Origin of the sequence: Burkholderia sp. TSV86 (assembly GCF_001522865.1) — a bacterium.
Lineage (GTDB): Bacteria > Pseudomonadota > Gammaproteobacteria > Burkholderiales > Burkholderiaceae > Burkholderia.
Window position 1 is genome coordinate 195424 of the sequence record NZ_LOWB01000104.1, and the last position, 25870, is coordinate 221293.

At 66.6% G+C, this 25870-nt stretch carries 23 protein-coding genes; 11 read left to right on the top strand and 12 right to left on the bottom strand.

Translation table 11 applies throughout. From position 1 onward, the window contains the following. The first annotated feature begins 76 nt into the window (after positions 1-76). Both WS68_RS18880 and WS68_RS18885 read left to right on the top strand, forming a co-directional pair. Positions 77-979 carry a LysR family transcriptional regulator gene (locus WS68_RS18880; RefSeq protein WP_059572182.1) on the top strand — a complete coding sequence of 301 codons (903 nt, stop codon included), beginning with the start codon at positions 77-79 and terminating at the stop codon, positions 977-979. A 192-nt stretch (positions 980-1171) separates the two neighbouring features. Further along, entirely contained in the window at positions 1172-1606 is a 435-nt protein-coding gene (locus WS68_RS18885) for a universal stress protein (protein WP_059516783.1), read from the top strand. A gap of 438 nt (positions 1607-2044) precedes the next feature. Here WS68_RS18885 and aceA read toward each other — a convergent pair whose 3' ends face one another. The 3 genes from aceA to WS68_RS18905 form a co-directional block, all read right to left on the bottom strand. Then, the gene (aceA, locus tag WS68_RS18895) at positions 2045-3364 is read right to left on the bottom strand and encodes an isocitrate lyase (RefSeq protein WP_059572184.1); all 1320 of its coding nucleotides are present in this window, start codon (positions 3362-3364) and stop codon (positions 2045-2047) included. Positions 3365-3735: 371 nt separating this feature from the next. Next, complete coding sequence (locus tag WS68_RS18900) at positions 3736-5277, bottom strand: DEAD/DEAH box helicase (protein WP_059572185.1); 1542 nt, start codon at positions 5275-5277, stop codon at positions 3736-3738. Positions 5278-5698: 421 nt separating this feature from the next. After that, positions 5699-5968, bottom strand: coding sequence for an acyl-CoA-binding protein (locus tag WS68_RS18905; protein WP_059572186.1), 270 nt, complete (start codon positions 5966-5968; stop codon positions 5699-5701). Between the two features lie 167 nt (positions 5969-6135). Here WS68_RS18905 and tsaB point away from each other — a divergent pair, with 167 nt between their 5' ends. The 4 genes from tsaB to WS68_RS18925 are packed head-to-tail and all read left to right on the top strand — an operon-like array spanning position 6136 to position 9716. Continuing rightward, positions 6136-6906 carry a tRNA (adenosine(37)-N6)-threonylcarbamoyltransferase complex dimerization subunit type 1 TsaB gene (gene tsaB, locus WS68_RS18910; protein WP_442857175.1) on the top strand — a complete coding sequence of 257 codons (771 nt, stop codon included), beginning with the start codon at positions 6136-6138 and terminating at the stop codon, positions 6904-6906. Beyond that, complete coding sequence (rimI, locus tag WS68_RS18915; RefSeq protein WP_059572187.1) at positions 6903-7400, top strand: ribosomal protein S18-alanine N-acetyltransferase; 498 nt, start codon at positions 6903-6905, stop codon at positions 7398-7400. The genes tsaB and rimI overlap by 4 nt, the downstream gene beginning before the upstream one ends. Beyond that, positions 7387-8640, top strand: a complete 1254-nt coding sequence (locus WS68_RS27840) for a uracil-DNA glycosylase family protein (protein WP_059572188.1) — start codon at positions 7387-7389, stop codon at positions 8638-8640. The genes rimI and WS68_RS27840 overlap by 14 nt, the downstream gene beginning before the upstream one ends. Beyond that, the gene (locus WS68_RS18925) at positions 8637-9716 is read left to right on the top strand and encodes a DUF1853 family protein (protein ID WP_059572189.1); all 1080 of its coding nucleotides are present in this window, start codon (positions 8637-8639) and stop codon (positions 9714-9716) included. The genes WS68_RS27840 and WS68_RS18925 overlap by 4 nt, the downstream gene beginning before the upstream one ends. A 141-nt stretch (positions 9717-9857) precedes the next feature. On the opposite strand, the gene thiD is transcribed toward WS68_RS18925, so the two are convergent. Then, positions 9858-10667: a bifunctional hydroxymethylpyrimidine kinase/phosphomethylpyrimidine kinase gene (gene thiD / locus WS68_RS18930; RefSeq protein ID WP_059572190.1), complete on the bottom strand. Its 810-nt coding sequence runs from the start codon at positions 10665-10667 to the stop codon at positions 9858-9860. Positions 10668-10767: 100 nt separating this feature from the next. Beyond that, a complete protein-coding gene (gene lplT / locus WS68_RS18935; protein WP_059572231.1) occupies positions 10768-12078 on the bottom strand; it encodes a lysophospholipid transporter LplT in 1311 nt (436 codons plus the stop codon). A 215-nt stretch (positions 12079-12293) separates the two neighbouring features. Here lplT and alr point away from each other — a divergent pair, with 215 nt between their 5' ends. The 3 genes from alr (at position 12294) to WS68_RS18950 (ending at position 15206) form a co-directional block, all read left to right on the top strand. Next, positions 12294-13364 carry an alanine racemase gene (alr, locus tag WS68_RS18940; RefSeq protein ID WP_059572191.1) on the top strand — a complete coding sequence of 357 codons (1071 nt, stop codon included), beginning with the start codon at positions 12294-12296 and terminating at the stop codon, positions 13362-13364. Positions 13365-13388: 24 nt separating this feature from the next. Further along, the gene (gene radA / locus WS68_RS18945; protein WP_059572192.1) at positions 13389-14765 is read left to right on the top strand and encodes a DNA repair protein RadA; all 1377 of its coding nucleotides are present in this window, start codon (positions 13389-13391) and stop codon (positions 14763-14765) included. 174 nt (positions 14766-14939) lie between these two features. Then, complete coding sequence (locus tag WS68_RS18950; protein ID WP_231753063.1) at positions 14940-15206, top strand: DUF2866 domain-containing protein; 267 nt, start codon at positions 14940-14942, stop codon at positions 15204-15206. Positions 15207-15524: 318 nt separating this feature from the next. Here WS68_RS18950 and WS68_RS18955 read toward each other — a convergent pair whose 3' ends face one another. Further along, a complete protein-coding gene (locus WS68_RS18955; protein WP_059572193.1) occupies positions 15525-17459 on the bottom strand; it encodes an ATP-binding cassette domain-containing protein in 1935 nt (644 codons plus the stop codon). Between the two features lie 154 nt (positions 17460-17613). On the opposite strand from WS68_RS18955, the gene WS68_RS18960 reads away from it, so the two are divergent. Next, positions 17614-18093 carry a glutathione peroxidase gene (locus WS68_RS18960; protein ID WP_059572194.1) on the top strand — a complete coding sequence of 160 codons (480 nt, stop codon included), beginning with the start codon at positions 17614-17616 and terminating at the stop codon, positions 18091-18093. A 119-nt stretch (positions 18094-18212) separates the two neighbouring features. On the opposite strand, the gene cls is transcribed toward WS68_RS18960, so the two are convergent. From cls to dapC, 6 genes are all read right to left on the bottom strand, one after another. Next, the gene (gene cls / locus WS68_RS18965) at positions 18213-19652 is read right to left on the bottom strand and encodes a cardiolipin synthase (RefSeq protein ID WP_059572195.1); all 1440 of its coding nucleotides are present in this window, start codon (positions 19650-19652) and stop codon (positions 18213-18215) included. A 177-nt stretch (positions 19653-19829) separates the two neighbouring features. Then, a complete protein-coding gene (gene prmB, locus WS68_RS18970; protein WP_059572196.1) occupies positions 19830-20744 on the bottom strand; it encodes a 50S ribosomal protein L3 N(5)-glutamine methyltransferase in 915 nt (304 codons plus the stop codon). 13 nt (positions 20745-20757) lie between these two features. Beyond that, positions 20758-21897 carry a succinyl-diaminopimelate desuccinylase gene (gene dapE / locus WS68_RS18975; protein WP_059572197.1) on the bottom strand — a complete coding sequence of 380 codons (1140 nt, stop codon included), beginning with the start codon at positions 21895-21897 and terminating at the stop codon, positions 20758-20760. A 74-nt stretch (positions 21898-21971) separates the two neighbouring features. Beyond that, positions 21972-22346: an ArsC family reductase gene (locus tag WS68_RS18980; RefSeq protein WP_059572198.1), complete on the bottom strand. Its 375-nt coding sequence runs from the start codon at positions 22344-22346 to the stop codon at positions 21972-21974. Further along, on the bottom strand, positions 22346-23173 hold the full coding sequence (gene dapD / locus WS68_RS18985) for a 2,3,4,5-tetrahydropyridine-2,6-dicarboxylate N-succinyltransferase (RefSeq protein ID WP_059572199.1): 828 nt from the start codon (positions 23171-23173) through the stop codon (positions 22346-22348). The genes WS68_RS18980 and dapD overlap by 1 nt, the downstream gene beginning before the upstream one ends. 85 nt (positions 23174-23258) lie before the next feature. Then, complete coding sequence (gene dapC / locus WS68_RS18990) at positions 23259-24479, bottom strand: succinyldiaminopimelate transaminase (RefSeq protein WP_059572200.1); 1221 nt, start codon at positions 24477-24479, stop codon at positions 23259-23261. A 392-nt stretch (positions 24480-24871) separates the two neighbouring features. On the opposite strand from dapC, the gene WS68_RS18995 reads away from it, so the two are divergent. After that, a complete protein-coding gene (locus WS68_RS18995) occupies positions 24872-25816 on the top strand; it encodes a DMT family transporter (protein ID WP_082710163.1) in 945 nt (314 codons plus the stop codon). The last annotated feature ends 54 nt before the right edge of the window (positions 25817-25870 follow it).

The following is a 25870-nucleotide window of genomic DNA, read 5'->3' on the forward strand; positions in this document are numbered from 1 at the left end:
TCTGGCTCGGTTTCATCGTTTTCATCCTTTTTCAACCCATCAACAGGCCGGACGGCTCGCGCCGTTCGTGCGCGGCATGGATCGCTTCAAGCAAATCGAGACGTTTGCCGCTGTTGCGGCAAAAGGCAGCCTGTCGGCGGCGGCGCACGCCGAAGGGGTCGCGCCCGCGATCATCGGGCGCAGGCTCGATGCGCTTGAGGAGCGGCTCGGCGTGAAACTCCTCGTGCGCACGACCCGCAAGCTCACGCTGACGTTCGAAGGTTCCGCGTTTCTCGAGGATTGCCAGCGGATCATCCACGACATGCACAACGCCGAGGCGAGCGTATCGGCGGGCGGCGTGAAGGCGAGCGGGCATTTGCGCGTATCGGCGCCCGCGGGCTTTGGCCGGCGTCACGTCGCGCCGCTCGTGCCGGCATTTTGCGATGCGCATCCGGACGTGTCGGTCACGCTCGATTTGTCCGACCGGATGGTCGATCTCGTCAACGAAGGCTTCGATTGCGCGGTACGTCTGGGCGAGCTGCCCGATTCGTCGCTCGTGTCGCTCAAGCTCGGCGAGAACCGGCGCGTGTGCGTCGCGTCGCCCGTGTATCTGGCGCGCGCGGGCGTGCCGCAGACGCTGGCCGATCTTGCGCGCCACAACTGTCTCGCACTCGCCGCGAATGCGAACCAGCAGCGCGGCTGGACTTTCGCCGACGACGGCAAGATCGTATCGATTCGCGTGGCCGGCATGATGGAATGCTCCGACGGCGCGGTGCTGCACGAATGGTGCCTCGACGGCCACGGTCTCGCGTGGCGCTCGTGGTGGGAGGTCGGCGCGGATATCGCGGCGGGGCGGCTCGTGACCGTGCTCGATGCGTTCGCCGCGCCGCCGATCGGCATACACGCGGTCTTTCCGCAGCGCCGGCATCTGCCGTTGAGGGTCCGGCTGTTTCTCGATTTCGTGAAGCACACCTACGAGCAGCCCGGTTATTGGGGCTGACGCGCGCATGCGATATGAGGGCGAACCCGACGCGGCGCCCGGCGCGGCGTTTTCGCGCACTACAATCAAGTTACCTGGTGCAGGCGCGGGCGGGTTCGCACGGCCGGCTGTGCGCCGCGCGCGTCGAAGGGCGGCGGCGGGCTGCGGACGTGAGCGCGGCCGGCCGCACAACGGTTGCTGACGGAGGCCGCCATGTTCAAGCACATTCTGGTTCCGACGGACGGTTCCGATCTGTCGAAAAAGGCGATTGACGGCGCGATCGATCTTGCGCAGACGGTCGGCGCACGCGTGACCGCCTATGCGTGTCTGCCGCAGTATCCGTATTCGCCGTTTTCCGAAATGGTGATCGAGCCTCCCGCCGATTTTCGCGAGCGCAGCGAACGCGAGGCGCGCGCGCATCTGGCTGAGGTGGAAGATGCCGCGCGGCGCGCGGGCGTGGTTTGCGAGTCGTGTACGAGCGTGCATCCGTCGCCATATCTCGGCATCATCGAAGCGGCGCAGCGCGGCGGCTGCGACGTGATCTTCATGGCGTCGCACGGCCGGCGCGGGCTCGGCAGCCTGTTGATCGGCAGCGAGACGCAGCGTGTGCTGACTCATACGAAGATTCCCGTGATCGTCTATCGATAGGGTTTGCGTGACGTTTGCGGCAGGCAGCGTCGAACGCACGCATATGAGCGGGCGGCGGCGCGCCGCGCTGTGGGTTGCGCACCGGCCTCACGCCGGGATGAAGGGCTGGCGTGCCGCCCGGCTCAGAGGGCAACTGCATGCCGGGCAAACCGGGCGCTTGAGCGTCCAGCCCGGTTGGGTACGATGCGGCCGGCGCAGCCGCGCGGGCTTTGATTCCACGTGTCGCCCGCGAACCGATGCGAAGCCGGGCGTGGTGCGTTTGCCGTCAGCGGCGTTCGATGTCAGCCACTGAACCCGGGCGTCCGCGTGGCAGCGCGCGGACGTCTGGCGGGCAGTACTCCCCCGGCTGGATGACCCCGCCGGGCGGCCACCGGGCGGCGTCGCCCGCCGCGCCCGTGACGCGGTATGCGCCGCCGCCGGGGCAAAGCAACGTCAGGCTCAGGCGACCTTTTCGGCCTTTTGACCGTCGAAGAACTGCTCGTCTTCGGTCGAGCCGTGCAGCGCGGTCGTCGACGCTTCGCGCTCGACCGTCTGCGTGACCGCGTCGAAGTAGCCCGTGCCGACTTCGCGCTGGTGTTTGACCGCCGTGAAGCCCTTGTCAGCCGCCGCGAACTCGGCTTGCTGCAATTCGACGAACGCGCTCATCTGCGTGCGTGCATAGCCGTGCGCGAGGTTGAACATCGAGTAGTTCAGCGCATGGAAGCCGGCCAGCGTGATGAACTGGAACTTGTAGCCCATCGCGCCGAGTTCCTTCTGGAACTTCGCGATCGTCGCGTCGTCGAGGTTCTTCTTCCAGTTGAACGACGGCGAGCAGTTGTACGACAGCAGCTTGCCCGGGAACTGCTTGTGGATCGCTTCGGCGAACTTCTTCGCGTATTCGAGATCCGGCTTGCCGGTTTCGCACCAGATCAGGTCGGCGTATGGCGCATACGCGAGACCGCGCGAAATCGCCTGCTCGAGGCCCGGCTTCGTGCGGAAGAAGCCTTCCACCGTGCGCTCGCCCGTCAGGAACGGCTTGTCGTTGTCGTCGATGTCCGACGTGATGAGGTCAGCCGCTTCCGCGTCGGTGCGCGCGACCAGCACGGTCGGCACGCCGAGCACGTCGGCCGCGAGACGCGCGGCGGTGAGCTTGGCCACGGCTTCGCGGGTTGGCACGAGCACCTTGCCGCCCATGTGGCCGCACTTTTTCACCGATGCGAGCTGGTCTTCGAAGTGAACGCCCGATGCGCCGGCCTCGATCATCGCCTTCATCAGCTCGAACGCGTTCAGCACGCCGCCGAAGCCTGCTTCGGCGTCCGCGACGATCGGCGCGAAGAAGTCGACATAGCCTTCATCACCCGGGTTTTTGCCTTCCGACCATTGGATCTGGTCGGCGCGCGTCAGCGTGTTGTTGATGCGCTTGACGACGAGCGGCACCGAGTTCGCCGGATACAGCGATTGGTCCGGGTACATTTCGCCCGCGACGTTCGCGTCGCCCGCGACTTGCCAGCCCGACAGATAGATCGCCTTCAGGCCGGCCTTGACCTGCTGCATTGCCTGGTTGCCGGTCAGCGCGCCGAGCGCGTTGACGAACGGCTCTTCGTTGATGAGGCTCCACAGCTTCTCGGCGCCGCGGCGAGCGAGCGTATGCTCGGGCTGGATCGAGCCGCGCAGACGCACGACGTCTTCGGCCGTGTACGCGCGCTTGATGCCTTTCCAGCGCGCATCGGCTTCCCATTGTTGTTGCAGTTCCTGAGCTTGTTGTTGACGCGTTGCCATGATGAATGCTCCTTGTTGGTCGTAGCCGTGATGATGATGGGTGAACCGGCGGGGGCGGCGGGCGCCCCGGTTCGTTAAGTCTTGTATAAGAGTCTAGGCAAATCGGCGGCGTCGAAACAGGGGCTTTTTCACATGTTTGAAAAAAATTTATCCTATATAAATCAGCAATTTATTTTTTATATTTCATATTGAGGAATGTAGTTTCCTATCCTGCAATGGCTTGGGTTGTGCCACGCAGCATGGCTTTTTACGACGCAAAAGATTTTTTCGCATCGTGAAATTCCGGGTGCAAACAAAAACCGGCGCAAAAGCGCCGGTTCGCAAGAAGGGAAAGCCAGCCCGTTCTCACGGGCTGGCCGGCAAGCAATCGGTCAGGCTGCCGAATTGCCGCGTCGCGGGCCGCGCGGGCCTTCGCTGCGGCCTTCGCTGCGCCGCGCGCCACGGTAACCGCCGTCGCGGCTGCCGCCCGGCTTGCCGCCCCAGCCGCTATTGCCGTCACGGCCGCTGCCCGGCTTGCCGCCGAAGCGGCGAGCACCGTTGCCATTGCCGCCCGGCCGGCCGCGTCCGCCGCGGTCGTTGCGCGGCGGCGGCGCCTTGCGCGGCTCGAAGCCCGCGACGACATTGACCGGCAGCGACGCCCGCACGAAGCGCTCGATGCGCTTGAGCGCGCCTTGCTCGGCGTGATGCACGAGGCTCACCGCGGTGCCCGAGCGGCCCGCGCGGCCGGTGCGGCCGATCCGGTGCACGTAGTCCTCGGCGAACTTCGGCAGGTCGTAGTTGAATACGTGCGTGATGCCGGGAATGTCGATCCCGCGCGCGGCGACATCGGTCGCGACGAGCACGCGCACGCGGCGCTCGCGCAGTGCGCGGATCGTCCGGTTGCGCGCGCCCTGCGGCAGATCGCCGTGCAGCGCGGCCGACTCGAAGCCCGCGTCGGCGAGGCGGCCGGCCAGTTCGTCGGCGTCGAGCTTCGTCGCGGTGAAGATGATCGCCTGGTCGAGCGAGACGTCGCGCAGCAGATGATCGAGCAGGCGGTTCTTGTGGTCGCGGTCGTCGACGTAATGCACGCTCTGCGCAATGTTCGTGCGCGATTCGATCTTCTGCGTAATCTCGATGCGCTCCGGGTCGGTCAGCAGACGGCTCGTCAGCGAGCCAATCTTGCCATCGAGCGTGGCCGAGAACAGCATCGTCTGGCGTGACGCCGGCGTCGCCGCGACGATCGTTTCGATATCGTCGATGAAGCCCATGTCGAGCATCCGGTCGGCCTCGTCGAGCACGAGCATCTTCAGCTCGGACAGATCGATGCGGCCGCGCTCGAGGTGATCGAGCAGGCGGCCCGGCGTTGCGACCAGGATCTCAGGGTTCTTCGCGAGCAGCATGAGCTGCTGGCCGTAGGCGACGCCGCCGAGAATGCTGACAGTGCGCAGGCGGCGCAGATGCTTGCCGTAAGTCGACGCGGCCGTCGTCACTTGCATCGCAAGCTCGCGCGTCGGCGTGAGCACGAGCAGGCCGGGGCGCGCGACCGGCATCGGCCGGCGGCGGCGCTCGCCGTTGCGCGGCGAGTCTTCGCGGGGCGCGCGCGGCTGCTGCGCCTGCGCCTTTTGAAGCTGCGCGAAGCGCTCGATCGCGGGCAGCATGAACGCGGCGGTCTTACCGGAACCCGTCGGGCTCGACACGAGCAGGTCGCGGCCTGCGATGCCGGCCGGAATCGCGCGTTCCTGCACCGGCGTCGGCTTCACGTAGCCGGCCGCTTGCAGTGCCGAGACGATTTCCGGCGACAGCCCGAGCGAAGCGAAGGTGGGGCCGTCGACGGCTGGCGCTTGCGGCGCGGCGTCAGTCTGGGCGGGCGTCTGGCCGTCGATCACGTCGTTCGCGATGGCGGTCAGCGGGCTGATGGGGTTGCTCGAAGTCATGTCAATCCTTGAAACACGGTGGGTCGAACGTCGCGCCAATCGCGCATACCCAAGTTGACGGATTCATCGAGCAAATCGGGAAACGTGGCGATTGCCCGCGCGCTTTCGTGTGCGGGCAACATTTCGTTAGAAGCTGTTTTGGGTGCGGCGCGCATCGGCTGCGCATGCCGCCAGCCTGAGACTTGACAGCCCGTTTGGGCTACGCAGGAAGGGACAGGTTCTAAACTGAATTGGAGCGAAACGCTATGGAACGCTGGCGGCGAGGGCGCCCGGGCTGGCCGGTCATCCGCTCGACGCGATGCGCAGCACGCATTGTACAATTTTTTGCTGCGCCGCGCCAGCCTGTGATCGCGTGCACCGCGTGACGCGATGGCCCCCGCGTGCGGCGGGGGCTGTCGCGTCACGCGCCGGGGGGGCGGCATCAGGATGCGGTGCCGTTCTTCAGCGATTCGACGAGTTCGATGTACTGCTTCTTCGCATCGTCCTGCGTGGTGCCTTTCAACGCTTCCCATGCATCGTACTTGTACTTGCCGACGATGTCGGTGAAGCCGGGTTTGTCGCCATGCACGTCGCCGTCGGTCGCTTGCTTGAAGAGCGCATACAGGCGCAGCAGTGTCAGGTTGCCGGGACGCTCGGTCAGTTGCTTCACGTCGATCTGCGCTTGTTCGAATTGGGCGGTGATGTCGCTCATGTGTGTCTCCGTCAGGTTGCAGGCTGGTTTTTCCAATCCGGCGATCTTAGCAAGCGGGGGCGGGCGGCGGCTCGAGCGTTTCTTCCAAACCGCCGCCGGCGCGAAACCGCATGCCTGACCGGCCGGAGTCGCCCGTGCCGGCGGGGCGTCGCATTACAATGTCGGCCATGACGCAAACAGTGCTTCTCGCTATCGATACGTCGACCGAGTTCTGCTCGGTCGCGCTCCTCGTCGCGGCCGACGCCGCCGACGCCTGTTCCATCCAAACCTGGGCTCGCCACGAGCGCACGGGGGCGGTGTCCAGTACCCGTGTGCTGCCGGCCGTGCGCGATGTGCTCGACGAAGCGGGATATCCGCTCGCCGCGTGCGATGCGATCGCGTTCGGCGCGGGGCCGGGCTCGTTTACCGGGCTGCGCACCGCGACGGGCATCGCGCAAGGGCTTGCGTTCGGGCGTGCGCTGCCCGTCGTGCCGGTCGGCACGCTCGTCGCGTGCGCGGAAGCCGCGCGGCTGAACGCGGGCGAAGCGGCCGGCGGCGTGACGCGAGTGCTCGCCGCGCTCGATGCGCGCATGGACGAGGTCTACTGGGCCGATTATGCGTGGGATGACGCGGCGGGCGATTGGCGCGAGATCGTGCCGCCGTCCCTCGACGCGCCCGCCGAAGTACGTGTGCCCGATGCGCGCTTCGTGCTTGCCGGCAACGCGGCGGCCGCGTTCGGCGAGCGTTTGCCCGCGTGCGCGCAAGCCGGCGCGATCGACGCGCACGCGCTGCCGCATGCCGTGCCGCTCGCGCATGTCGCGCTTCGTGCGTATCGCGCGGCGCGCACCGTGCCGGCCGATCTCGCGGCGCCCTTATACGTGCGCGACAAGGTCGCGCAGACCACGGCGGAGCGCCTCGCCGGCAAGCTCGCGCCGCGCGCGCACGGAGACGGCGGATGAGCGGCGTGCTGATGACCGACCGCTATCTGTTGCCGATGACGGACGCGGACCTCGATGAAGTCGTCGAGGTCGAACGGGCTGCCTATGAATTTCCGTGGACGCGCGGCAATTTCGAGGATTCGCTGCGCAACGGCTATTTCGGCGTCTGCATGCGGCATGTGACGGGCGTGCTTGTCGGTTATTGCATGCTGATGCCTGTCGTCGATGAGATGCATCTGCTGAATCTATGCGTCGCGCCCGCTGCGCAGCGCTCCGGCGCGGGGCTCGCATTGCTGCGCGAAGCGGTGCGGATCACGCGCGCCGAGCGGCTCGGCGGCGTGTTGCTGGAGGTGCGGCCGTCGAATCCGCGGGCGATTCATTTGTACGAGCGCTTTGGTTTCGAATCGGTCGGGCGGCGCAGGAACTACTATCCGGCGAAGCATCGCGGCCGGGAAGACGCGATCGTGATGCGTCTCGCATTGACGAACGAAGGAGACGCACATGGGATGGGCTGACGCGGCGCTTGAAGAGTTGGGCTTGGCGCCCGCATGGGTGCGGCGCGCGCACGGCGAGCAGGTGGCGCGGCCGGCGTCCGGGCAAGCGGCCGAATCCGCATCCGCGACGCAGCCGCCGGACGGCTTGGCATCGATTTCCGGAGCACAGGCTGCGCCGGCGTCGCAGGCCGCCGCGATGCAGGCGCGCGCGGATGAGTTCGCGCCGGGATCGGCAGATCGGCGCGAGGCGGCGCGCGGGCTTGAAAATGCGCCGGGCGTGCACGACGGCGCTGCGCATTCGCCCGAGGCAGACGCGGCGCACACGGCACGGCATGCGACGTTGCCGGATGCGCATGGTGATGCGCCGCGGGCGGCTCGACGCGAAGACGCGGCGCTCGCGCCGGCTTCGATTGCACACCGCGGCGCAGCCGCCGCGCAATCGGGCGCGGCCGATCGCGGTGTCGAATCGTCGGATGCGTCGCCGCGCGTGGCTCGTGGAGCATTGGACGACGGCGATCCGGATAGCGCGGATAGCCCCGGTGATCCGGTTGCCTCCGAGCGCGCGACGGCGGTCGAGCCGGACACGGATATGTCGTGGTTCGATCTCGAACCGGTGCTCGAGCCGGCATTGCCGGACGTTGGCGCACTGCCTGCCGGGCCGGCGGCGTCGCAGGCGCCGGTTGCCGCGCTCGGCTGGGATGCGCTGCGCGCGCGCGTGGCCGATTGCCGGCGCTGTCGCCTGTGCGAGAAGCGCACCAACACGGTATTCGGCGTCGGCGACGAAAGCGCCGATTGGATGCTCGTCGGCGAAGCGCCTGGCGAGAACGAGGACAAACAGGGCGAGCCGTTTGTCGGCCAAGCCGGCAAGCTGCTCGACAACATGCTGCAAGCGCTGTCGCTCGCGCGCGGCGAAAACGTTTATATCGCGAACGTCATCAAATGCCGTCCGCCCGGTAACCGCAATCCCGAGCCGGACGAAGTCACGCGCTGCGAGCCGTATCTGCAGCGGCAGGTCGCGCTGGTGAGGCCGAAGCTGATCGTCGCGCTCGGCCGCTTCGCCGCGCAGACGCTTCTCAAGAGTGATGCGAGCATTGCATCGCTGCGCGGGCGCGTGCATCGATATGAAGGCGTGCCGGTGATCGTCACGTATCACCCGGCGTATTTGCTGCGCAGCTTGCAGGACAAATCGAAGGCCTGGGCCGATTTGTGCCTCGCGCGCGACACTTACCGCAGCGCCGCGTCCGACGCCGATGCGCAATGAGTGCCGCCGCGTCGCCCGTGCCGCTGAAGCGGTTGCGCGACGCGGCCGTGCGCGATCTCGCGTGGCTGCTGTCGAGCGTGAGCCTCGTCGCGCCGTCGGCGCACGCGCCGCTCGCGCAGCCATGGGCGAGCGGCGCCGATCCGGCCGCCGCGGCAGCGTGGCTGGCCGCGCTCGATGCGCATCCGGAGCCGCTGCATGCCGCGCTCGCGCAGGCGCGGCCGGTGCGCCTTGGCCGCTATGCCGAATGCCTGCTCGGCTATTTCGTGCAGCATGCGCCGTCGCTCACGCTCGTCGCCGCGAATCTGCCGTTGCGCCGTAACGGTCTCACGCTCGGCGAATGCGATTTTCTGGTCGAGACCGCGAGCGGCGAGCGCCTGCATTGGGAACTCGCGGTCAAATACTATTTGTGCGTCGCGGCCTCGGGCGCGGCATCGCTTGCCAGTTTCGTCGGGCCGAATCTGGCCGATCGATTCGATCTGAAATATGCGCGCCTCATCGATCATCAGTTGCGGCTGACCACGCGCGACGAGTTTGCGTCGCTCGGTCATCCGGGGCCATGGCGCGCGCAGATGCTCGTGAAAGGCTGGCTGTTCTATCCGGTGCGCGGCGGGCTGGCGGACGGGGCGGCGATGACGTCTGGCGCAGCTGCCGGCGATGCGGTTTGCGCGCGTCCGAACGCGAGTGGTCGGCCGGCTGCTTGCGCGTCGTTGACAGCCTTCGGGTGGCCAGCGATTCGCGATCCGCTCGAAGTCGAAGCAGGCCATCCGCGTGGATTCTGGATCACCCGTGATGAATGGCCGGCATTTGGCGCCGAGCAATGCCCGGATGCCCGCTGGATGCTGTTGCCACGCCTCGCATGGCTCGCGCCGCGCGTGATCGACGACGCTTCGGCGGCGTGCGGGCAAAACGCGTTGCTCGATGCCGACGCGATGCTGGCGCAAGCCGCCGAACTGCCGGGCCCGGCGCTCGTGGCCGGGCTCGTGCGTGACCACGATGCCGTATGGCGCGAGACGGTGCGCGGCTTCATCGTGCCCGACGGCTGGCCGGAGCGCGCGGCGGCGTTCGCCGGGCGTTGATTCGACGACGCAGGCGACAGACGCTGCCGTGCGGAGTGCGCGTTGGCGCGACGGATGTCGCACGGCGGATCATCTTCTGTTGATTCGCTGACCCTCGGCCCCTCGGCCTCGCCAACGGGCATCATCAACGCCGCTTGCCGCTCACCACCACCGATAGAAATGATGCACTGGCCCGACGCCGTGGCCGACATCGAGCCGTCCGTTCGCGTCGATGGCGCCGGTCAGATAGCGTTTCGCATCGGCGATAGCGTCGGCAAGCGTCGCGCGCTGCGGCAGCAGCGCGGCGATCGCCGACGACAGCGTGCAGCCCGTGCCGTGCGTATTGGCGGCCGGCAGCCGCGGACCGGCGAACCGTTGCGCGCCGTTCGCGTGGACCAGCCAGTCAGGGCTTTCGTCCCGGCTGCCGAGGTGCCCGCCCTTCATCAGCACCGCTTTCGCGCCGCGCGCGACAAGCGCTTCGCCCTGGCGCACCATCTCGTCCTCGGTCGTCGCGGCCGCGACGCCAAGCAACGCCGCGGCTTCCGGCAGGTTCGGCGTGACGAGATCGGCAAGCGGCAGCAGCTCCGCACGCAGCGCATCGACCGCTTGCGGCGCCAGCAGAGAATGAGCACTCTTCGAGATCATCACCGTATCGAGCACGACATGCGGCGGAGCATGACGGGTGAGTGCCGCCGCGACCGCGCGCACGATCGGCGCATTCGCGAGCATCCCGATCTTCACCGCGTCGATGCGGATGTCGTCGAATACGGCGTCGAGCTGGGCCGCGACAAAGCCCGCATCGGACGCATGCACATCCGTCACGCCACGGGTGTTTTGCGCGGTCAGCGCGGTGATGACGCTCGCGCCGTATGCGCCGAGTGCGGAGAATGTCTTCAGGTCGGCCTGGATGCCGGCACCGCCGCCGGAGTCCGAGCCGGCGATCGTCAGCGCGTTGGGAATCGGTACGCTCATGGGCGCGTGAAAAATTCGAGCGGGCAACAGGGGCAGTCTACGGCGAATCCGAACCGGCGGCGAGCGGCGTGAACCGGCCGCCCGCGCCGCTCGCCGCGCGTCAGTGTTTCGATTCGCCGATCAGCGAAACCGAGTCGAAGCGGCGCTGGTTCGCGATGTGCAGCCGCATCACCAGCCACATCGTCAGGCAGACGAACGTGCCGAACAGCACGATCACGACGCTCACCGACACGTCGAGCCACACGAGCGCCGCATAAATGCACAGCATCACGAGCACGGACAGATTCTCGTTAAAATTCTGTACCGCGATCGAATGCCCGGCCGACAGCAGCACGTGCCCGCGATGCTGCAGCAGCGCATTCATCGGCACGACGAAAAAGCCGGACAGCGCGCCGACGAACACCAGGAACACATAGGCGATCAACAGGTAGACAGGCAGGTGCACGTGATGGCCGATGCGTAACACCCAGTCGGCGGGAATCAGGTGGCGCGTGTAGAACGCCATCAGCATCACCGCGATGCCCATGATGATGCCGACGGGCAGCACGGACAGCGATTTGCGCAGCGGAATGCGGCTCGCCGCGATCATTGCGCCCGCCGCGACGCCGAGTGCCACGACGGCCTGCAGCAGCGCGCCTTCCGAGAGCGACATGCCGAGCGACACTTCGGCCCACTTGAGCACGATGAACTGCAGGGTCGCGCCCGCGCCCCAGAAGAGCGTCGTGACGGCGAGCGAGATCTGCCCGAGCTTGTCGCGCCAGAGCGCCATGAAACAATCGGCAAATTCCGTGACGAGCTTGATCGGGCCGTGCTGCTGCTTCGGATAGCGGGCGCCGGTGTCGGGAATGCGCAGGTTGAAGAGCGCGGCTATCACGTAGATCGCCATGATGACGAGCATCGCGGCTTCGGCGGGTGTGTTGATCGACTGCGGCGTATACGCGATCACGTGCGGCGCGATCTTCGGGCTGATCAGCGCGCCGCCCAGCACGGTGCCGAGGATGATCGAGCTGACTGTCGTGCCCTCGATCCAGCCGTTCGCGGCCACGAGCCGCTCGGGCGGCAGCAGTTCGGTCAGGATGCCGTACTTCGCCGGCGAATACGCGGCCGCGCCGAAGCCGACGATTCCATATGCGACGAGCGGATGAGCGCCGAACAGCATCAGCAGGCAACCGCCGACCTTGATCGAATTGGTGATGAACATCACGCGCCCTTTGGGCCGCGAATCGGCGAATGCGCCGACGAACGCGGCGAGCACCACGTAGGACAGCACAAAGAACAACTTGAGGAGCGGCACCATCCAGTTGGGCGCGTGCAGATCTTTGAGCAGGGCGATTGCGGCGATGAGAAGAGCGCTGTCGGCCAACGACGAGAAAAACTGCGCGGCCATGATGGAGTAAAAACCTTTTTTCATCTGAAGCGATGCTTTCCTCGCGGCGGCTCGGCCGCGCGTGGGCCGTGCAATCGGATTCGATTCCTCGAAATGGGTTGTGCGCACGGCTTTATATCACGAAAATACGTCAATTCGGACTAGCAAGATTCCCCGATCGTTCCGCTTATTGTCGGCATTGCGCCCAAAAAGCACGATAAGCTGATGATTAGCAAGCGTCTTTACGAATTCTCCTTCATATGCCGCGACCGATTTCCGCCACGATTCATACCGCCGCTCTTGCGAATAATCTTTCGGTGGTGCGTCGCCACGCGCCTCGCTCCAAGGTTTGGGCGATCGTCAAGGCAAATGCATACGGGCACGGCCTGGCGCGAGTCTTTCCGGGGCTGCGCGGCACCGACGGCTTCGGCCTGCTCGATCTCGACGAGGCCGTGAAGCTGCGCGAGCTGGGCTGGGCGGGGCCGATCCTGTTGCTGGAGGGATTTTTCCGTTCGACCGATATCGACGTGATCGACCGCTACAGTTTGACGACCGCGGTGCACAACGACGACCAGATGCGCATGCTCGAAACTGCGCGACTGTCGAAACCCGTCAATATTCAGCTCAAGATGAACAGCGGCATGAACCGGCTCGGCTACGTGCCGGAAAAGTTCCGCGCCGCGTGGGAGCGTGCGCGCGCGTGCCCCGGCATCGGACAGATCACGTTGATGACCCATTTTTCGGACGCCGACAGCGAGCGCGGCGTGGCCGAGCAGGTCGCGACGTTCGAGCACGGCGCGCAAGGAATTGCCGGCGCGCGCAGCTTCGCGAATTCGGCGGCGGTGCTCTGGCACCCGTCGACGCATTTCGACTGGGTACGCCCCGGCATCGTCTTGTACGGCGCATCGCCGTCGGGGCGCGCGGCCGACATCGCCACGCAGGGCCTGAAGCCTGCGATGACGCTCGCCTCCGAGCTGATCGCGGTGCAAACGCTTGCGAAGGGGCAGACGGTGGGCTACGGATCGCGGTTCGTCGCGCAGGGCAAGATGCGCATCGGCGTCGTCGCGTGCGGCTACGCGGACGGCTATCCGCGGATCGCGTCCGAAGGCACGCCGGTCGTCGTCGACGGCGTGCTTACGACGATCGTCGGGCGTGTGTCGATGGACATGCTCACCGTCGACCTGACGCCCGTGCCGCAGGCGGGCATCGGCGCGCGCGTCGAGCTGTGGGGCGAGGCGCTCGCGATCGACGACGTCGCCGCGCATTGCCAGACGGTCGGCTACGAGCTGATGTGCGCGGTCGCGCCGCGCGTGCCGGTGCGCGCGGAATAAAAAAGCAGAAAAGGATAGAAGCGCGTGGCAAAACAGAAAACGGTTTTCGTCTGCACCGAATGCGGCGGGCAGACGCCGAAGTGGCAAGGGCAGTGCCCGTCGTGCCACGCATGGAACACGCTGGTCGAATCGCTGGACACGCCGGCGTCCGCGCATCGCTTCCAGTCGCTTGCCAAGCGCGCGCCGGTACAGCGGCTTGCCGAGATCGAGGCGGCCGACGTGCCGCGCCTGTCGACCGGCATCGGCGAGTTCGACCGGGTGCTGGGCGGCGGGCTCGTGGCGGGCGGCGTCGTGCTGATCGGCGGCGATCCGGGCATCGGCAAATCGACGCTGCTGCTGCAATCGCTCGCGCAGATCGCGAGCGAGCGGCCCGCACTCTATATCAGCGGCGAGGAATCGGGGGCGCAGATCGCATTGCGCGCGCAGCGGCTTGCGCTGCTCGACGGCGGCGCGAGCGTTGCCGACCTGAAGCTGCTTGCCGAAATTCAGCTGGAAAAAATTCAGGCGGCGATCGACGCCGAGCGGCCCGAGGTCGCGGTCGTCGATTCGATCCAGACGATCTATTCGGACGCGTTGACCTCGGCGCCCGGCTCGGTCGCACAGGTGCGCGAATGCGCGGCGCACCTGACGCGTATCGCCAAGCAATCCGGCACTGCGATCATCATGGTCGGACACGTGACGAAGGAGGGCAATCTCGCGGGTCCGCGCGTGCTCGAACACATCGTCGATACCGTGCTGTACTTCGAGGGCGACACGCATTCGTCGTTCCGGCTGGTGCGCGCGTTCAAGAACCGCTTCGGCGCGGTCAACGAGCTTGGCGTGTTCGCGATGACCGAGCGCGGCCTGCGCGGTGTCGCGAATCCATCCGCGCTTTTTCTGTCGCAGCATACGGAGATCGTGGCGGGCTCGTGCGTGCTCGTCACGCAGGAGGGCACGCGGCCGCTGCTCGTCGAGGTGCAGGCGCTCGTCGACACCGCGAACGTGCCGAATCCGCGACGGCTCGCGGTCGGCCTCGAGCAGAACCGGCTCGCGATGCTGCTCGCGGTGCTGCATCGGCATGCGGGCATCGCGTGCTTCGATCAGGACGTATTCCTGAACGCGGTGGGCGGCGTCAAGATCACCGAGCCCGCTGCCGATCTCGCGGTGCTGCTCGCGATTCATTCGTCGATGCGTAACAAACCGTTGCCGAAAGGGCTGGTCGTATTCGGTGAAGTGGGGCTCGCGGGCGAAATCCGCCCGTCGCCGCGTGGGCAGGAGCGCTTGCGCGAAGCGGCGAAGCTCGGCTTCACGGCCGCGCTGATTCCGAAGGCGAATGCGCCGAAACAGCCGATCGACGGGCTGCGCGTGCTGGCGGTGGAGCGCATCGAGCAGGCAATCGATCAAATCCGCACGCTCGAGTGAGCGCGTGCGCCGGCCGCGCCGCAGCCGGCCGATTAGCCGGCGTCCGTCGCGTTTCACGATCGAGATCGTAAAACGATGTAACGTTTTGGTACGTTTGCGTAACCTTTTTCCAGTCGATTTCTTTCTATGCTTGCGCGAGTTGTCTGCCGCATCTCGCGGAAAAGGAAGGCTGTGTTGAAACGATCTCGTCAAGCAAGTGCGCCGATGCGCACCTACAAGGTTCGAGGCTGCCGTGTATCCGAGCCGATCGGCGCGCCATGGGGAGGAGGCTGCCGGATCGTCGAATGGGTCGGCACGGATGGGCGGATCGCGCGCCGCGTCGCCCACGTGAATGTGACCGAAGCGGAAGTCGCGGCGATGATCCGCCGGCCGCTCGAAGGCCGCCGTCATTTGATGGGCGACGACGAGCAAATGCCACGCGATACGTTGCCGCGGCGCTGAGCGTGATGCGCGCAGGCGCGATGCGCGGCATTTTTTATACCCGCGCGTCGCCGCTCGATCGAGCGCTGCCGCTCATGCAGGGCGGAAATACAATGCCGGCGCCACATGGCGAAAAGTGCCTGTCAATACGTCGGTATAAGCCATGCCCCCGGCGACTCACGCGGGGCCGAGCCGGATTGCCGTTGCATCGGCGCGTGCGGTGTGAGCCGCGAATCCGGGATCGGGCTGTTTGGCGCAAACGCCACGAATCGCGCCCGTTATCTCGCAGCTGTTCGCGCGGCCCGCGCATGTTGCCGCCAGCGCTTCTTTGCGCGCGTGCTATCCGATCTTCTCGAGTTCGTCCTGCGCGCCGAGCCAGTCGGCTTCGAGCGCCTCGAGACGGGCATTGACGTCGCCGAGCTTGCGGATCGCTTCGGTGAGCCGCGTCTTTTGGTCAGCCGCATAGCTTGCCGGATCGGCGACGTAGGCGTCGAGTGTCGCTTTTTCGGCGTGGAGCTGTTCCATGGCCTTTTCGATTTTCGCGATGCGCGTCTGCAGCGGCTTTTTCAGTTGCGCGAGCTGTTGCCGCGCTTGCGCCTCCTGCCGTTTCTGGTCTTTGCGGTTGACGGCGGGCGTGCCGCCTTCCGCCGCGGCGGACGCGTCGCCCTTGGCGGCCGCGCGCATGTCGGCGGCATGTTGCAGCAGCCAATCTCGGTAGTCGTCCAGATCGCCGTCGAACGGCTGCAACCGGTGTTTCGCGACCAGCATGAACTGGTCGGTCGTCGCGCGCAGCAGATGGCGATCGTGTGACACGAGAATCAGCGTGCCTTCAAATTGCGCGAGAGCCATCGTCAGCGCATGGCGCGTCTCGAGGTCGAGGTGGTTCGTCGGTTCGTCCAGCAGCAGCAGGTTCGGCTTTTGCCAGATGATGAGTGCCAGCGCGAGCCGCGCCTTCTCGCCGCCCGAGAACGGTGCGATCGGCGCGGTTGCCATGTCGCCGGAGAAGTTGAAACTGCCGAGAAAATCGCGCAGTTCCTGCTCGCGCGTATCGGGCGCGAGGCGGGCGAGATGCGCGAGCGCGGAGTCGTCGGGGCGCAGCGTCTCGAGCTGGTGCTGCGCGAAGTAGCCGATCGTGAGCCCGCGGCCGGTGCGCACGTCGCCCGTAAGTGGCGCGAGCGTGCCAGCCAGCGTCTTGATGAGCGTCGATTTGCCTTGGCCGTTCGCACCGAGCAGGCCGATTCGCTGGCCGTTCTGGATCGACAGCGCGACGCGCTCGACGATTGGAATCTCGCTGCCATCGTCCGCGCGATAGCCGCAACGCACGTCCTCCATCACCAGCATCGGGTTCGGCGCGGAATCGGGCGTGCGAAACTCGAACGTAAAGGGCGATGCAACGTGCGCGGGCGCGATCAACTCCATTTTTTCGAGCGCCTTCATGCGGCTTTGCGCCTGTTTCGCTTTGGTTGCCTTCGCCTTGAAGCGGTCGATGAAGCTTTGCAGGTGCGCGATCGTCTTGCGCTGCTTTTCGTAGGCGCTTTGCTGCAATTCGAGCTGCTGCGCGCGCAATACTTCGAATTGCGAATAATTGCCGCCGTAGCGCTTCACCTGCCGGTTGTCGAGATGGAGTGTGACATTGCAGACCGCGTCGAGAAACTCGCGGTCGTGCGAGATGACGACGAGGGTGCCCGCATAACGGTGCAGCCAATCTTCGAGCCAGACGATCGCGTCGAGATCCAGGTGGTTCGTCGGCTCGTCTAGCAGCAGCAGATCCGAGCGGCACATCAGCGCCTGCGCGAGGTTCAGACGCATGCGCCAACCGCCCGAGAAGCTGGCGACCGGCTCGCGCGTTTGCGCGAGCGTGAAGCCGAGCCCAAGCAGCAGTGCCTCGGCGCGTGCAGGCGCGGTATAGCCGTCGGCGTCGGCGAACGCCGCGTGCGCTTCCGCCTCGGCCGCGCCGTCGTGCGCGGCGGCGGCCGAGGCGATGCGCGCCTCGATCGCACGCAGCGCGGCGTCGCCGTCGAGCGTGTAGTCGAGCGCGGTGCGATCGACGGCGGGAGTTTCCTGCGACACGTGCGCGATGCGCCATGACGGCGGCATCGAGCAATCGCCCGCGTCCGAGTGCAGCTCGCCGCGTAATACGGCGAAGAGTGTCGATTTGCCCGCGCCGTTCGCGCCGACCAAGCCGGCTTTTTCGCCGGGGTTAAGCACAAACGACGTCGTGTCGAACAGCGGCTTCGTGCCGCGGGCAAGGCTGAACTGATTGAAACGGATCACGGCGGGGCAGGCTCGAAAAGCTCGGGAAAGCCGTATTCTAGACTGCGCGTCGCGTGGGAGGGATCGTCCGAAAGGCCGGGTTCGCGTGCGGCGTCGAATTGGCCTAGACTTTCGCGAACGGCAACGCCCTATTGGGGCACGGAGGAATGCGTCGATGTCGACACTCTATTCATTCAGCGCGCAGACGCTCGAAGGCGGCGACGTGCAGTTGGAGCAATACCGGGGCAAGGTGCTCCTCATCGTCAACACCGCGAGCCAATGCGGCTTCACGCCGCAATATGCCGGCTTGCAGCAGCTCTACGATCGCTTTCGCGAGCGCGGGCTCGTCGTGCTCGGTTTTCCTTGCAATCAGTTCGGCAAGCAGGAGCCGGGCGATGCCGCGCAGATCGGCGCGTTTTGCGAAAGGAACTACGGCGTGACGTTCCCGATGTTCGCGAAGATCGACGTCAACGGCGACCACGCGCACCCGCTTTATCGCTATCTGACGAACGAAGCGCCCGGCATTCTGGGGCTCAAGTCGATCAAGTGGAACTTCACGAAGTTTCTCGTGAACCGCGACGGCGAGATCGTCAAGCGCTATGCGCCGTCGACGAAGCCGGAGGAATTGGCGGCGGACGTCGAGAAGTTGCTGTGATGCGGTGAGCCGCCGGGCGGCACACCGGCGTGTGACGCCCGGCCCCGCGCATCGGGGTGCCATGCGAGCCGGTTCGCGCAGCCGGCTTGCGCGCGCGTCGCGCGCGGGCGTTTCAATCGCTACAGAATCGGCGCGAACAGCCGCGCAACGTGCATCGCGACGCGCCGCCACGCAGGCGAGCGCCGGTATTCGTCGAGACTGACTTCGAATGCGTCCGCGAAGTCGCGGTCGAGCATCGCTTCGACTTCGGCCGCGAAACCGTCGTCGAGAACCAGCACCATGATTTCGAAATTGAGCCGGAACGACCGGTTGTCGAGATTCGCGCTGCCGACCGCGGCCGCGGTGTGGTCGATCAGCACAACCTTCTGGTGCAGGAAACCGGGCCGGTAGCGGAAGATCTTCACGCCGGCGTCGATCAGATCGCGCGCGTACAGCTTCGATGCCTCGAACACGACATAGTGGTCGCGCCGGCTCGGAATCAGGATCCGCACGTCGACGCCGCGCATCACCGCGAGCTTGAGCGCGGAAATCACCGCTTCGTCGGGCACGAGATAGGGCGTCGTGATCCAGATGCGCTCGCGAGCCGCGTTGATCGCCTCCGCAAAGAACAGCGAGCCCGTCTCCTGCTTGTCGGCTGGACCCATCGGCACGACGAGGCAGTGCATCCGCGCGCCGGGCACGGGCGCGGGCGGCGGCGCCTGCGGCGGCAGTGACTGTGTCGCCCAGTGCCAGTCCTCGGCGAACACGTATTGGATGTGCGCAACGGCGGGGCCACGCACTTCGATGTGCGTATCGCGCCACGGCGAGAGCCGCGGATTGCCGCCGAGATATTCGGTGCCGATGTTGTGACCGCCGACGAATGCGCACTCGCCGTCGACGACGACGATTTTCCGGTGATTACGGAAATTGAGCTGGAACCGGTTGACGAACTGCTTGTTGGTCGCGAACGGATGGACTTCCACGCCGCCGTCGCGCAGCGCGTCGACATAGCGCGACGGCAGGTCGAAGCTGCCGATGCTGTCGTACAGCAGATAGCAGCGCACACCGGCTTGGGCGCGCGCGAGCAGCGCGTCGCGCAGCATTGCGCCGAGCGCGTCGTCGCGGATGATGAAGAACTGCACGAGCACATAGCTGCGCGCGGTTTCGATCGCGGCGAGAATCGCGGAAAACGTCGCTTCGCCGTTGACGAGCGTGCGCACCGCGTTGCCGGCGACAAACGGCATTCCGCCCAGATGGGTGAGCGCGCGCACGCGCGCGGAACCGAGCGCATCGTGAGGCAGGCCGGGCATCGGGTGCGCTGCGTCCCATGGCATCGGATGCGTGCGCGTGCGCAGCGCCGCGGTTTCCTGGCGGCGTGCGTCGACGTAGCCCGAAAACTTGCTGCGGCCGAGGAACAGATACGGGATCAGCGTCAGATAAGGCATCGCCGTCAACGATACCGCCCACGCGATCGCGCCTTGCGACGTCCGGGTATTCAGGATCGCATGACAGGCGGCGATCACGCCGAGCACGTGAGCCGCGCCGATCAGAGTGCCGAGGCTGAGCCAGTCGATTTGCATGAGCGCACGGAATATCCGAGGAAGTTCGTGCGGCCCGCCAGGTTCGGCGCACCGCTTCGCGCATCTTACCGAGCGCCCGGGCGAGCGGCCACCCCCAGTGGGCGGGAGTCAGCCGCGTCGATGGCGGCTGCCAGGCGGATCGGGCCAATGCGCCGCCCGGCAAATCTGCGTCGGGTGTCAGGCGGCGGGCAGATCTGCCGCGTGGATCAGGAACACGCTGTCGTCGCCCGCGCTCGTCGGCAGCCAGATCAACTCGAGGCCGCCGAACGCGGCCTCGACGTTCGCGCGTTCGTTGCCGATTTCGACGACGAGCACGCCGTCGTCGGTCAACCAGCGGCGCGACTCGCCGACGATGCGGCGCACGATGTCCATGCCGTCCGTGCCGCCCGCGAGCGCCATTTCCGGCTCGTGGCGGTATTCGTCGGGCAGCGCCGCCATCGATTGCGCGTTTACATAAGGCGGATTCGTGATGATCACATCGTAGCGATGCTCGGGCTCCTGCCGCGACGCCGGCAGCGGCGCGTATAAATCGCCGTGGTACAGCGTGACGCGCTCGTCGAGCCCATAGTCGCCGACGTTGATCTTGGCGACATCGAGCGCGTCGGTGCAAAGGTCGACCGCATCGATTTCGGCGTTCGGAAACGCGAGCGCCGCGAGAATCGCGAGGCACCCGGAGCCCGTGCAAAGCTCGAGCACCGAGCCGACCAGCTCGGGGTCCTCGACATAGGGCTGCAGGCCGTCGTCGAGCAGCTCGCCGATAAATGAGCGCGGCACGATCACGCGTTCGTCGACGTAGAAACGGTGGCCATGCATCCACGCTTCGTTCGTGATGTACGCGGCGGGCACGCGTTCGGCCGCGCGGCGTTCGATCACGGCGAGCACCGCGGCGATTTCATCGGGCGCGAGGCGCGCGTCGAGGAACGGCTCGAGCGTGTCGAGCGGCAGGTGCAGCGTATGCAGCACGAGGTAGACCGCTTCGTCATACGCATTGTCGCAGCCGTGGCCGAACGCGAGTTTCGCGGCGGAAAAGCGCGATACCGCGTAGCGCACCAGGTCGCGCACGGTCGCAAATGGAGTGGGGGAGGTCGTCATCAGGCAGTCTCGGTCAAGCGATCAGTTGTTCGAGCACGCGGCGGTATACGTTCTTCAGCGGCTCGATGAAGCGCACTTCGATGTGCTCGTCGATCTTGTGGATGCTGCCGTTCGGCGGCCCGAACTCGATGACTTGCGGACAGATCCGCGCGATGAACCGGCCGTCCGACGTGCCGCCCGTCGTCGACAGCTCCGGCGTGACGCCTGTTTCCGCGCGAATCGCGTGCTCGAGCGCATTCGACAGCTCGCCGCGCGGCGTGAGGAACGGCAGACCGCTTACCGACCACGTCAGTTCGTAGTCGAGCCCGTGCCGGTCGAGAATTTCGTGCACGCGGCGTTGCAGCCCGTCTACCGTGCTTGCCGTGGAGAAACGGAAGTTGAACAGCAGCTGCGCGTGGCCGGGGATCACGTTCGTCGCGCCGGTGCCGGCGTGCAGATTCGACGCCTGCCAGGTGGTCGGCGGGAAGTATTCGTTGCCGTCGTCCCAGCGCTCGGCCGCAAGCTCGGCGAGTGCGGGCGCGATCAGATGGATCGGATTTTTCGCGAGATGCGGATACGCGATATGGCCCTGCACGCCCTTGACGATGAGTTCGCCCGACATCGAGCCGCGCCGGCCGTTCTTGACGACGTCGCCGAGCGTGGCCGTCGATGTCGGTTCGCCGACGATGCAGTAGTCGAGCCGCTCGCCGCGCGCTTGCAGCGCGTCGACGACTTTCACGGTGCCGTCCGTCGCGGGGCCTTCCTCGTCGCTCGTGATCAGAAAGCCGATCGAGCCGCGATGCTGCGGATGCGCGGCGACGAATTCCTCAGCCGCGACGACGAAGCCTGCGAGCGACGTCTTCATGTCGGCGGCGCCCCGGCCGTACAGCTTGCCGTCGCGATGCGCGGGCGCGAAAGGCGGCGAACTCCATTGTTCGAGCGGGCCGGTCGGCACGACGTCGGTGTGGCCGGCGAAGGCGAGCAGCTTGCCGTCGCGGCCTTGCGTGCCGCGCTTGACGGCCCAGAGATTCGTGACGCCGTGCGACGCGATCGTCTCGCACTGGAACCCGAGCGCCAGCAGGCGTTCGGTCATCAGTTGCTGGCAGTGTTGATCGTCGGGCGTGACGGACGCGCGCGCGATGAGTTGTTCGGTGAGGGCTAGGGTGGCGGACATGATTCGGACCACGGTTCGATAAAAAATGCCGGCGCGACGGCCGGCAGCGTGTCAGGCAAGACGGCGGCGCGCGTTCAGGCGAAATGCCCGGCGTACTCGTCGGCCGAGAAGCCCAGCGTTTTCACGCGGCCGTTGACGACGACGACGGGCCGCTTGATCACGGAAGGCTTGTCGATCATCAGCGCGATCGCGCCCGCTTCGGATTCGGCCGATGCCTTCTGCTCGTCGGTGAGGCCGCGCCAGGTCGTGCCGCGCCGGTTGACGAGCGCATCGAGCGGCACATCCTTCAGCCAGCTCTTGACGAGCGGCGCGGTGACGCCGGCCTTCTTGAAATCGTGGAACGCGAACGCGACGCCGTGCGATTCGAGCCACGTGCGGGCCTTCTTCACGGTGTCGCAGTTCGGAATCCCGTAGACGACGATCCCGGCGGTGTTCGCTGCGCCCGCCATCAGTCGCCTCGCAGCAGCTCGTTCAGGCCGACCTTCGCGCGCGTTTTCGCGTCGACCTTCTTCACGATCACCGCGCAGTATAGGCTGTGCGAGCCGTCCTTCGACGGCAGGTTGCCCGCGACGACGACCGAGCCGGCCGGAATGCGGCCGTAGCTGATCTCGCCGGTTTCGCGATCGTAGATCTTCGTGCTTTGGCCGAGGTAGACGCCCATCGAAATGACCGAATTCTCCTCGACGATCACGCCCTCGACGACTTCCGAGCGCGCGCCGATGAAGCAGTTGTCCTCGATGATGACGGGGTTGGCCTGCAGCGGTTCGAGCACGCCGCCGATGCCGACGCCGCCCGACAGATGCACGTTCTTGCCGATCTGCGCGCACGAGCCGACGGTCGCCCAGGTATCGACCATCGTGCCTTCGTCGACATACGCGCCGATGTTCGTGTACGACGGCATCAGCACGACGTTCTTCGCGATGAACGAGCCGCGGCGCGCGATCGCCGGCGGCACGACGCGAAAGCCGCCGGCGGCGAAGTCGTCGGCCGAGTAGTTCGCGAACTTCGACGGCACTTTGTCATAGAACTGCGAGTAGCCGCCCGCCGGCATCGGCGCGTTGTCCTCGAGGCGGAACGACAGCAGCACGGCTTTCTTCAGCCATTGGTGCACGGTCCAGTTGCCGTCGACTTTTTCGGCGACGCGCAGCGCACCGCGGTCGAGTTGCTCGATCGCGTGCGCGACGGCCTCGCGGACTTCCGCGGGCGCGGCCTTCGGCGACAGTTCGGCGCGGTTTTCCCACGCGCTATCGATGATTTGCTGAAGTTGTTGCGACATGTTCGTGGCTATGCTGGACGTGGAGGTCAATCAAACGGGATGCATCAGGGCCGGGCGCGCGGGAAAACCTCGGCGCCGCCGGGTTTCAACGTGTGAGGCCGCGGCAGAAATCGACGATGCGCTGCGCGCCTTCGACGCATTCGGCCGAGCCCGCGACGAGCGCGATGCGGATGAAGTCGCGGCCGGGATTCACACCGTGTGCATCGCGGGCGAGATACGAGCCGGGCAGAACCGTCACATTATAGTCGGCGAACAGGCGGCGGGCGAACTCGGTATCCGATAGGCCGGTGCGCGCGACGTTGGCCCACAGATAGAATGCGGCGTCGGGCATGCGCACGTCGATCACGTCGGCGAGCATCGGCGTGAGTGTCGCGAATTTTTGCGCATAGCGCGCACGGTTTTCGCGCACGTGCGCCTCGTCGCCCCATGCGGCGAGGCTCGCGTGCTGCCACACGGGCGACAGCGCCGCGCCGTGGTACGTGCGATACAGCAAGAAGCGCTTGAGCAGCGCCGCGTCGCCCGCGATAAAGCCGGAGCGCATCCCCGGCACGTTCGAGCGCTTCGACAGGCTCGACAGCATCACGAGCCGCTCGAATCCGCGGCCGAGCCGGTGCGCGGCCTCGAGGCCGCCGAGCGGCGGCTTCGCTTCGTCGAAATAGATCTCCGAATAGCATTCGTCGGATGCGATCACGAAGCCGTGGCGTTCCGACAGCGCGAACAGTTCGCGCCAATCGTCGAGCGTCAGCACGGCGCCCGTCGGATTGCCGGGCGAGCACGCGTAGACGAGCTGCGTGCGTGCCCACACCTCGTCGGGCACGACCGAATAGTCGGGCGCGTAGTTGCGCGCCGGGTCGCTGTTCACGTAATACGGCTCGGCGCCCGCGAGGAGCGCCGCGCCTTCGTAGATTTGATAGAACGGATTCGGACAGAGTACGATCGGCTTTTCGCGGCCGCCGGCTGCGCGGGTCGGGTCGATCACCGCCTGAGCGAGCGAGAACAGTGCCTCGCGCGAGCCCGACGCGGCCAGCACTTGGGTGGCGGCGTCGATCGCGGCAAGCCCGTAGCGGCGCGTGAGCCAGCGTGCGATCGCCTCGCGCAGCGCGTCGGCGCCGGCCGTGGCCGGATACGCGGCGAGGCCGTCGAGCGCGTGGGCGGCGGCCTCGCGGATCAGCGCGGGCGTCGCGTGTTTCGGCTCGCCGATGCCGAAGCTGATCGGCGGCAGATGCGCGGGCGGCGTGATGCCGGCGAGGAGCGCGCGGAGCTTTTCGAACGGATAAGGCTGGAGCGTGTCGAGACGTGGGTTCACGGGCTTGGGCGGACTGAGCCGGTAGGGCCGACGGATGGGCCGGGTTGAGCAAAGCGGGCGCGGCGCAGCATGCGCCGCCGGGCGCGCTGCGCCAAGGGCGCCGCCGGCAAGCGCGGCATATGCCGCCGGACGCACGCGCGACCGCGCGCGGATCGCAGCGCGGCTGCCGGCGTGCCGCGCCTGATGGGCGCAGGGACGAGCCGGCGGCGATCGGGCCGGTGCATCGGGCCTGGGTGCGGGCCTGGATCGACCTTCCGGTCTCAGGCCGGATGCGGCGGCGTCCGATTATAGCGTGACATCGTCGCATGACGAGCAGCGGTTGCAGGACGGAAGAAGGACGGGACCACGCGCGCACGGCCGCGCGTCGTCGCAACAGCATGAAGAGGTTGGGTTTGCAGATGAATGAACGGCGGGCCGCATGGCCCGCGCTTGCGATTCTGATCGGCGCGTCGGTATGGGGCCTGATCTGGTATCCGCTGCGGCTGCTGGCGTCGCTCGGCGTGACGGGCACGGCAGCGAGCGCCGCGACGAGCTTGGTCGCGTGCGCGTTCGTGCTGTGTGTGCGGCGCAAGTCGATCGTGACGGTGCGCTGGCATTGGCTGCTGCCCGCGCTTGCCGTCGCGGCGGGCGTGACGAATCTGGGCTTCGTCTGGGGCACGATACATGGCGAAGTGCTGCGCGTGATGCTGCTCTTTTACCTGACGCCCGCGTGGACCGCGATCTACGCGCACTTCATCCTGCGCGAGCGCCTGACGGCCGCGGGCGCGGCACTCGCCGCACTGTCGCTCGCCGGTGCGGCGTTGATGCTGTGGTCGCCGCGGCTGGGCATGCCGCTGCCGTCCAATCCTGCCGAGTGGGCGGGGCTTGCGGCCGGGCTGAGCTTCGCGATGAGCAACGTGCTCGTCGTCAAGGCAAGCCGCGAGCTGCCGCAGATGAAACCCGAGATGCGCACGGCGACGCTGTTCGGCGGCGCGGCCGCGCTCGGCATCGTGGCGTCGTTCGTCGAAGGCTTGCCCGCGCTGCCCGCGGCGCAGCACCTGGGCGCGGCCGCGCTGCTCGTCGTCGGCATCGGCGTGACGGTGGCGGTGAACAACATGCTGGTTCAATATGGCCTGTCACGGGTGCCGGCGAACCGCGCGGCGATCATCATGCTGTTCGAGATTCTCATCACCGCGCTGTCGGCGTGGCTTTTTGCCAACGAGGCGCCGAGCGCGCGCGAATGGGCGGGCGGCCTTTGCATCGTCGTCGCGACCCTATTGTCGAGCCGCGTGCATCGCGCCCGGCCGGCCGGGGACGAGCCGGGCGAGCCGCGGGACGGCACACGCGCGATGGTATGATTGCCCCATACGCGGGGCCGAATGCTTGACAGCACGGCCCCGTTTTTCGAATCT